The organism is Romboutsia weinsteinii, from assembly GCF_002250835.2.
Taxonomy (GTDB): domain Bacteria; phylum Bacillota; class Clostridia; order Peptostreptococcales; family Peptostreptococcaceae; genus Romboutsia_A; species Romboutsia_A weinsteinii.
The window spans coordinates 77815-88030 of the sequence record NZ_NOJY02000015.1; the positions used below are offsets into that span (position 1 = coordinate 77815).

General features: G+C 30.9%; 7 protein-coding genes. 6 read left to right on the forward strand and 1 reads right to left on the reverse strand.

The window, feature by feature from the left end:
* The first annotated feature begins 154 nt into the window (after window positions 1-154).
* The 5 genes from CHL78_RS10515 (at window position 155) to CHL78_RS10535 (ending at window position 7357) form a co-directional block, all read left to right on the forward strand.
* A complete protein-coding gene (locus CHL78_RS10515) occupies window positions 155-2341 on the forward strand; it encodes an ABC transporter ATP-binding protein (RefSeq protein WP_116041462.1) in 2187 nt (728 codons plus the stop codon).
* Window positions 2334-4196 (forward strand): ABC transporter ATP-binding protein, encoded by a 1863-nt coding sequence (locus tag CHL78_RS10520; RefSeq protein ID WP_116041463.1) that lies wholly within the window; start codon window positions 2334-2336, stop codon window positions 4194-4196. The genes CHL78_RS10515 and CHL78_RS10520 overlap by 8 nt, the downstream gene beginning before the upstream one ends.
* Window positions 4197-4340: 144 nt before the next feature.
* Window positions 4341-5732: an MATE family efflux transporter gene (locus CHL78_RS10525; protein WP_116041465.1), complete on the forward strand. Its 1392-nt coding sequence runs from the start codon at window positions 4341-4343 to the stop codon at window positions 5730-5732.
* Between the two features lie 339 nt (window positions 5733-6071).
* Window positions 6072-6689 (forward strand): class I SAM-dependent methyltransferase, encoded by a 618-nt coding sequence (locus CHL78_RS10530; RefSeq protein ID WP_094368151.1) that lies wholly within the window; start codon window positions 6072-6074, stop codon window positions 6687-6689.
* A gap of 122 nt (window positions 6690-6811) precedes the next feature.
* Window positions 6812-7357 carry an NADH peroxidase gene (locus tag CHL78_RS10535; RefSeq protein ID WP_116041467.1) on the forward strand — a complete coding sequence of 182 codons (546 nt, stop codon included), beginning with the start codon at window positions 6812-6814 and terminating at the stop codon, window positions 7355-7357.
* Between the two features lie 57 nt (window positions 7358-7414).
* On the opposite strand, the gene CHL78_RS10540 is transcribed toward CHL78_RS10535, so the two are convergent.
* On the reverse strand, window positions 7415-8938 hold the full coding sequence (locus CHL78_RS10540; protein ID WP_094368944.1) for an AbgT family transporter: 1524 nt from the start codon (window positions 8936-8938) through the stop codon (window positions 7415-7417).
* Between the two features lie 124 nt (window positions 8939-9062).
* Here CHL78_RS10540 and CHL78_RS10545 point away from each other — a divergent pair.
* Window positions 9063-10216: M20 metallopeptidase family protein (locus CHL78_RS10545; RefSeq protein WP_147295812.1), on the forward strand; the 1154-nt coding region annotated here is incomplete at its 3' end.

Sequence of the window (10216 nt, forward strand, 5' to 3'; positions counted from 1 at the left end):
TATATACTTAAAAAATATAATAGTTAAAAAGTATAACTATTAACTAATATAATTAATATAATTATACAATAAAAATAAAAAAAATGCTAAAAATATAATATTAAGGATTTAATATTGTATTAAAATATCAATTGAAATGGAGGAACAGAACACAATGTTTAAGATTTTTAAATACTTAAAGCCATTTGTAGTGTCTATTATTGCTGTAGTTACACTATTAATCATTCAAGCAGTTTGTGATTTATCACTACCAGATTACACATCAAACATTGTAAATGTAGGTATTCAGCAAGGTGGTATAGAAAATGCTGTACCTAAAGTAATTCGTAAAAGCGAAATTGATAAACTTATGATATTTATGAGTGAGTCTGAGCAAAAAGAAATAAAGGATAATTATAAACTTATAAATGATAATAAAAAATATCCTGATATTAAAGGAGAATCAGTGTATGAATTAAATACTGATAATAAAGAAGTTATAGAGCGTCTTAATTCTATAATGAGTAAAAACATAATGAGAGTACAAGGTATAGAAATGGCCCAAAAGCAGGGAGCAATAAAAGATATACCTGAAGGAATGGATATTTGGACAGTACTTTCTAATATGCCCAAAGAACAAATGGATGGGCTAAAAACAAATATAGATAAAGAATTAGATAATATGAACGAAAGTATGCTAACTCAAGCTTCAGTATCATATGTTAAATCAGAATATGAAAAAGTAGGAATAGATACAGAGAAGTTACAAACAAATTATATATTTAAATCAGGTGGATTAATGCTAGCTATTGCGTTAATAAGTATGGTTGCTACAGTTACAGTAGGCTTCCTTGCAGCAAGAATAGCAGCAGGTATGGGTAAGAACCTTAGAAAAGATGTATTTAGAAAAGTAGTTGGATTCTCTAATATAGAATTTAACAAATTCTCAACAGCATCATTAATAACTCGTAGTACTAATGATATACAACAAATACAAACACTAATGGTTATGTTAGTCAGAATGGTATTTTATGCACCAATACTAGGTATAGGAGGTTTAATAAAAGTATTAAATACAGATACTTCTATGGCTTGGATAATAGGGGTTGCACTTATAGCTATTCTTTGTGTAGTAGCAGTACTATTTACATTAGCACTTCCTAGATTTAAGGTTGTTCAACAATTAGTCGATAAATTAAACCTTGTAACTCGTGAAAGTCTTACTGGTATGTTAGTAATACGTGCATTCAGTACACAAAAAAATGAAGAGCGAAGATTTGATGAAACAAACGCAAATCTTAGAAAAACAAATACTTTTGTCAATCGTATTATGACAATGATGATGCCGATAATGATGTTAATAATGAACATTATAACTATACTAATAGTATGGATTGGTGCACATCAGGTTGACCTTGGAACAATGCAGGTTGGAGATATGATGGCGTTTATACAATATGCAATGCAAATAATTATGGCATTCTTAATGATATCTATGTTATCAGTTATATTACCTAGAGCATCAGTATCAGCAGGGCGTATTAATGAAGTGTTATCAACAGACATAGCTATACATGATTCTAAGCAAGCTAAGCACTTTGGAAAAGATAAAGATGGTGTAGTTGAATTTAGAAACGTATCATTTAAATATCCAGATGCAGATGATGAAATAATAAAAAATATAAGCTTTACTGCAAAGCCTGGTCAAACTACTGCTTTCATAGGAAGTACAGGGAGCGGTAAATCAACTTTAATTAATTTAATACCTCGTTTCTATGACGTAACAGAAGGAGAAATTTTAATTAATGGTATAGATATAAGAGATGTAAGTCAACATGAATTAAGAGAAAGAATAGGATATGTACCACAAAAAGGAGTATTATTCTCAGGTACTATTGAAAGTAATATAACTTATGGATTAGAAACAGCAACAACTGCAGATGTTGAAAAAGCATCGAAAATTGCTCAAGCAATAGATTTTATAAAAGAGAAAGCGGAAGGGTTTAAGTCTGAGATAGCTCAAGGTGGTACAAATGTATCTGGTGGTCAAAAGCAAAGACTTTCAATTGCTCGTGCACTTGCTAAGAAACCTAAGATATTTATATTCGATGATAGTTTCTCTGCACTTGACTTAAAGACTGATGCAAAGCTTAGAAAAGAGTTAAAATCTGAAACGAATGATTCAACAGTGCTTATAGTTGCTCAAAGAATAAGTACTATTATGAATGCAGAACAAATAATAGTACTTGATGATGGTGAAATGGTTGGATGCGGAACTCACAAAGAGCTTCTTAAAAATTGCGAAGTATATAATCAGATTGCCCTATCTCAGCTTTCAAAGGAGGAGTTAGATCATGAGTAATCAAAAAAGACCAAGAAAAGGACCAGGTGGAATGGGTATGGGCATGGGACCAATGGGCGGTTCAACAGCCAAAGCCAAAGATTTCAAAGGTACCATGAAAAAATTAATAGAGCATTTAAGACCATATAGATTTGCAATGCTACTTGTAGTTATATTTGCTATAGGCAGTGCAGCATTTTCAATAATAGGACCAAAGATATTAGGAAATGCAACTACTAAGATATTTGAAGGATTAGTAAGTAAAGTGTCACAAAGTGGAGGTGGAATTGACTTTACCTCTATAGGAAGAACATTAACTATATTGGTTGGACTTTATGTTACTAGTTCAATATTTTCATTTATACAAACTTTTATTACATCAGACATAGCACAAAAAGTTTCTTATAATTTAAGAAAAGAAATATCAGAGAAGATTAACCGTATGCCACTTAAGTATTTTGATCAAAATACACATGGAGAGGTACTATCTAAAGTTACAAATGATGTTGATGCTATAAGTCAAAACTTAAATCAGATATTATCTCAAATGATAACATCTGCAACAACGATTATTGGAGTACTTATAATGATGCTATCTATAAGTGTGTCAATGACTGTTGTGAGCTTATTAGTACTTCCGATATCTATGGTATTAATATCTGTGGTTGTAAAAAAATCACAAAAACACTTTAAAAATCAACAAAAATATCTAGGTAATGCTAATGGACACGTAGAAGAGATGTATAGTGGACACAATATAATGAAAGCTTTTAATGGTGAAGAAAAGGCCATAGCTGAATTTGAAGAATTAAATGATAAATTATACAACTCTGCATGGAAGTCTCAGTTTTTATCAGGGATGATGATGCCTATAATGACATTTATAGGAAACTTAGGTTATGTAGTAGTTGCCATTATGGGTGGATACTTAACTATAAAAAATTCAATACAAGTCGGAGATATACTGTCATTTACTCAGTACACAAGAACTTTTATGCAACCTATAGCTCAAACTGCTCAAATTGCCAATGTAATGCAGGCAACTGCAGCGGCAGCAGAAAGAGTATTTGAGTTCTTAGAAGAGGAAGAAGAAAGTGTAGATCCTGTTAACTTTGTAAGTACAGAGGATATAAAAGGTGAAGTATCATTTAAGAATGTTAACTTCGGATATAATAAAGAACAAACAATAATAAATGATTTCTCTATAAATGTAAAACCTGGTCAAAAAGTTGCGATAGTAGGTCCTACTGGGGCTGGAAAGACTACTATAGTAAAGTTATTAATGAGATTCTATGATATAAACAGTGGCCAAATCTTAGTAGATGGTCATGATATAAAAGACTTTAAACGTAATGATTTACGTAAGATCTTTGGTATGGTTTTACAGGATACTTGGCTGTTTAGTGGTAATATAATGGAAAATATTCGTTATGGTAAACTAGATGCTAGTGATGAAGAAGTTATTAAAGCTGCAAAACTTGCACATGCACATCACTTTATTAAGACTCAAGCCGGCGGATATAAGATGGAAATAAATGAAGAGGCAAATAATATATCCCAAGGTCAAAAGCAGTTATTAACTATTGCTAGAGCAATACTTGCAGATCCTAAGATACTTATATTAGATGAAGCTACAAGTTCTGTTGATACTCGTACAGAAGTATTAATTCAAAAGGCTATGGACAATCTTATGGAAGGTAGAACAAGCTTTATAATAGCTCATAGATTGTCTACTATAAGAGAAGCTGACGTAATATTAGTAATGAAAGATGGAGATATAGTAGAGCAAGGAAACCATGAAACATTATTAAAAGCAAATGGATTCTATGCAAGTTTATATAATAGTCAATTTGAAAATGAAGATCAAGCTTCATAAAATAAACAAATAGAAATAGATTAAAAAGATATTCCAATTAATTATTGGAATATCTTTTTTTGAAATTGTTTTAATTATATCTATAAGCTAAAATAATATAGTGAGGTTAAATTATTATACATAGAATTGCAGGGAGTTGAGAAAATGAGTAAAGTCAGTACAGATTTAGGGAAAGATAATATAGGGAAATTACTATTTCAATTAGCCACTCCAGCGATTATTGCACAGCTTGTAAATTTACTATATAACATAGTTGATAGAATCTTTATAGGTAGGATGCAATATGGAGACATAGCTATGGCAGGGGTTGGTATAGCATCACCAATAATATTAATAATATCGGCTTTTAGTAGTTTAATAGGTATGGGTGGTGCTCCACTAGTTGCTATAAAAATGGGTGAAAAAGATAATAGAGGTGCAGAAAAAATAATGAGTAATGCTTTTTCATGCCTTATTATATTATCCATAATCTTAACTATATTATTTCAGATTTTTAAAGAGCCTATGTTATGGAAATTTGGTGCAAGTGAGGCGACTATTAAATACTCTATAGATTACTTAGGGATATATTTAATAGGTACGATTTTTGTTCAAATTGCTTTAGGGATGAATTCGTTCATTAATACACAAGGGTTTGCGAGAATAGGCATGACAACCGTGATGATAGGTGCAATAATAAATATAATTTTGGACCCTATACTTATTTATGGATTTAATATGGGGGTAAAAGGAGCTGCTACAGCTACAGTAATATCACAATCAGTGTCAGCAGTATGGGTTTTAAAGTTCCTATTTGGAAAGAAAAGTATACTAAAAATTAGAAGAGAGTTTATTATACCAAAGTTAAAGATAATGTTACCTGTCTTAGGTCTTGGGATAGCACCATTCATAATGCAATCAACAGAGAGTATAGTGCTGGTTACATTAAATAGTAGGCTTCAGATGTTTGGAGGAGACTTAGCTGTTGGTGCAATGACTATAATGAGTAGTATAATGCAAATTATAACAATGCCAGCTACGGGATTATCTCAAGGATCTCAACCAATAATAAGTTATAATTTTGGAGCTAAACAAATTGATAGAGTAAAGAAAACATTTAAGTTGTGTATTTCATTGTGTTTTTCTTATACTACTTTTATGTGGATAATGCTTATGATTGTACCTAAATTATTTGTAAAAGTATTTAATAATGATCCAGCTTTACTTGGAATAGCTAGTTGGAGCATAAAGGTATATTTTGCTGGAATATTTATGTTTGGTATTCAAATGGCATGCCAGCAAACTTTCTTAGCACTTGGGCAGGCAAAGATATCATTATTTCTAGCACTACTTAGAAAAATATTTTTGTTAGTTCCATTAGTATTTATTCTGCCTAATTTTATAGATAATAAGCTATTTGCGACATTATTATCAGAGCCTATCGCTGATGTAGTTGCGGCTGCAACTACAGCTATATGCTTTGTTATATTTTATAAAAAGACATTAATGAATATAGAAAAAGAATTTAATAATGAAAAAAATAATGTAATTAACTAAATATATTTATTATTAATGGCGAACTTTAGAAGAGTTCGCTATTTTTTGTAGTTTAATTATAAATATTAACTTTATATAAGATTAAATGTAGAAAGAAAATTAAAGGTAATAAGTGGAATCATAATGAATATAATCTTTGTAGGTGAAATTAAGAAATTTGAAAATTTTATTCACAATAATATTGAAATATTAAATTTATCCTGTGAGTTTAAATGAATTTCTTAATTATAATCAATGATAAGAATATTTATCGTACTGGTATTATAAATAAGAGTCTAGCTCATTGAGTTAGACTTTTTTGTTATAAATATATAAATATTAGGGGGAGAAGATTTAGCAATGATGTTAGAAGGTACTAGAGAGCAGATGAATTATGATTTAGACGATTATGGAAGCACGAGCAAAGTATACATACTGAAAGATTTAATACAAAAATATATGCCTAGTATTGAAGGTAGGAATTTAAAGGTACTAGATATTGGGTATGGTTCTGAATCTTTAGCTATATTTATGGCATCATTAGGTCATGATGTTACATCTATTGATTGTTCAGAAGAGGTGCTAAAAAAATCTATGAAAAACTCAGGTGAATATAGGAATATTATAAAGTTCAAGAAAATGGATGCACAAAGCCTTCATTTTAAAGACAACTCATTTGATTTAATAGTTGCAAAAAATCTTATAAGCAGCTTAGATTACCCAAGTATGGCATATAGAGAATGGTATAGAGTTTTATCTCCAGGTGGAAAGATTATAAATTTTGATATAAAAGATACTATAACTAAATATAGACCACTTAGCAATATAGAAAGGCCATCTTGGGATGTAGATACATTACTAGAGATTGGTTTTAACAAGGTTAAAGTTAAAAATAACGTAAAAAGTCAAGGATTGCAAGCAGACGATTCTATAAATTACTCTGAATCATTGATGTTTATGGTTGTTTCAGAAAAATAAATAAAAAACTCCCCAAAAAATTAAAAAAAGTTGTTTAGACTTAAAAGCACCGGGTATATATGATATTATAATAATAGTAATGATTACTACTTTTAAAATAAAAATTGGGAGGAAATAAAATTATGAAGAAATTTGTTTGTACAGTATGTGGTTATATACATGAAGGAGAAACTGCTCCAGAGCTATGTCCAGTATGTAAAGTAGGAGCTGACAAGTTTGAAGAAATGTCAGGAGAAATGGTATGGGCTGATGAGCACAGAATAGGTGCAGCAGCTGGTGTTGATGAAGAGATATTAGAAGGATTAAGAGCTAACTTTACTGGAGAATGTACAGAAGTTGGAATGTACTTAGCAATGAGTAGACAAGCAGATAGAGAAGGATACCCAGAAGTTGCTGAAGCTTATAAGAGAATAGCTTTCGAAGAAGCTGAGCATGCTGCTAAATTCGCTGAATTATTAGGAGAAGTAGTAGTTGCAGATACTAAGAAAAACCTAGAAGCTAGAGTTGAAGCTGAATACGGAGCAACTGAAGGAAAATTAAAAATAGCTAAAAAAGCTAAAGAATTAGGATTAGATGCTATACATGATACAGTTCATGAAATGTGTAAAGATGAAGCTAGACATGGTAAAGCGTTCTTAGGATTATTAGAAAGACACTTTGGAAAGTAAGATTAATCTCAAATAATATATAATAAAAAAATAGGTGGATATTCACCTATTTTTTTATTATATAAATATTCCAACCCCTGGACCAAGTGGTATTTTAAAGAAGAACCATACTATAGCAAGTAAAGTCCAAGTTATCATCATTGCAATTGTGTATGGAATCATAGTTGAAATGACTGTACCCATACCATATTTCTTATCATACTGTTGAGCTAAGGCAATAATAATAGGTATATAAGAGAATAGTGGTGATATTATATTTGTAGTAGAATCACCTATTCTATATAATAATTGAGTTAAAGCAGGATTATATCCTAACATATAGAACATGGGTATAAATATTGGTGCTAGAAGGGTCCATTTTGCAGAACCACTTCCTATAAATAGGTTTATAAAAGAGCAAAGAAGTATGAACATTATAAACAAAGGTATTCCTTTCAAATTCATAAATTCTAATAGCTCAGCACCATATACAGCTATTACATAACCAATATTACTCCAGTTGAAATACGCTATAAATTGACCTATAATGAATACTAAAACTATATAAGAACTCATTGTACCTATTGATTTTGTCATAAATGCAGGCACATCTGCTGCTGACTTTATTGTACCTACTGTCTTTCCATATATTATACCTATTGATACAAACCAAATAATTAATATAGGAGCAATACTGTTTATAAGTGGGGATTTCTGAATTATAGATCCTGTTTCAGGATTTCTTAAAAAACTATTTTCCGGAATAGTAGCTGCAGCAATTAATAAAATAAACATTACTGTAAATAAGCCGGCATATTTTAAACCTTTTCTTTCTATATCTGTAACCCTATCATTATTTACTTTGATTTTACCATTGTACTTTCCAAGCCTAGGCTCTATAAATCTCTCTGTAACAATAGCACCAACAACTGAAAGTAAAAAAGTAGATGCAATCATGAAATACCAGTTATCAGCTATACCGACATGCATATTTGGATCAATAATTTTTACAGCTTCGGTAGATATACCGGACAACAGTGCATCGGTTCCGCTTATCATAAGATTTGCGCTAAATCCTGCAGTAGTTGCTGCATATCCAATTGCAATACCTGCTAAAGGATGCCTGTCCATAGATACAAATATCATAGCAGAAATTACAGGTACTACTACTATAGCAGCATCGGATGCTAAGTTACCACATATACCTATAAACATTATCATAATAGTTACTAATTTAGGAGAAGCTCCTAATATTGAATTTCTCATGAATGTAGAGATTAGACCTGAATGTTCTGCAACACCGATACCTATAGTCATAGATAAAATCAAGCCAAGTGGTGCAAATCCAGAGAAGTTGGTGATTAAGTTTTCTAGAATAAATACAATTCCTTCAGCTGAAAGTAAATTTCTTACAGATACAATTTCGCTAGTTGCTGGATTTTCAACATTCACACCTATTATGTTTAGAAAACAAGAAAGAATAACTATTATTAATGTTAGATAAAAGAATAATAAAAATGGATGTGGTATTTTGTTACCTACTTTTTCAATCCAAGCAAGTATTCCACCATTTTTCTCTTTGCCAATAGATTTAGTTGACATTAATTTAATACCCCCTTTTATTAAATTTTCTGTATATTTTGAATTTTATCACAAAAACTTGCTAAATTCTATAATGTTTTGCTAATATTATGATATAGGGAAAATATTAGAGAGGGGAATAGATATGGAGAGCATTGGAGTTTTAAGTATTGAAGAACTAATAAATAAGTATATTGCCGATGTAATTAAAATAAGACGAACTATTCATGAAAACCCAGAGCTAAGCTTAAAAGAAGAAAAGACATCTCAGTTAGTATATGAAAAGTTAAAAGAAATGAATTTAGAAGTACAAAAAGGTATAGGTAAAACAGGTGTAGTAGCAAATCTTAATTCAGATACGACAGGCAAAACATTAATGTTAAGAGCTGATATGGATGCTCTTCCGATTCATGAAACTACTGATTTAGATTTTAAATCTAAAGTAGAAGGAGTAATGCATGCCTGTGGACACGATGTTCATACATCAATACTACTTGGGGCAGCCAAAGTACTTAGTGAAATAAAAGATGATATACCTGGAAATGTTAAGTTTGTATTTCAGCCAGCTGAGGAAAATAATCCAGTAGGCGGAGCACCTTTAATGATAGAAGAAGGAGTACTTGAGAATCCAAGAGTAGATGCTGCATTAGGTATGCATGTGTGGGATTTACCCGTAGGTATGGTGGCTACTAAAAAAGGACCTATAATGTCTCAATCGGATAGAATATTTATCACGATAAAAGGAAAAAGTGCTCATGGATCTGCACCACATATGGGCAATGATGCGATAGTTTGCGCAGGTTATCTTATAACAGCACTTCAAACTATTGTAAGTAGAAATATAAGTCCAGCAGATAGTGCAGTAGTTACTATATCAACTGTCCATGGTGGCATAAGATACAATGTTATAGCTGATGAGGTAAAACTTGAAGGAACAGTTAGATGTTCATCACCAAGTGTGGGAGAGTATTTACCTAATAGAATAGAAGAAATAATTAAAGGTATATGTGATACGTACAATTGTGAATATGAATTTAAGTATGGATATGGATATCCTGTAACATATAATGACCCCAATTTAGCTCAAAGTGTACTTTCGTCATTAAGAAATAACTTAGGAGAGGAATCTGTAATGGAATTAGAATATCCAGCAACAGGAGGGGAAGATTTCTCATTTTTCACTAGAGAAGTACCATCAAATTTCATGTTTTTAGGATGTAAATCAGAAGAAAATAAAGATACATGTATAATACATAATCCAAATTTTGTATGTGATGAGGATTGTATAGCTTATGGTAT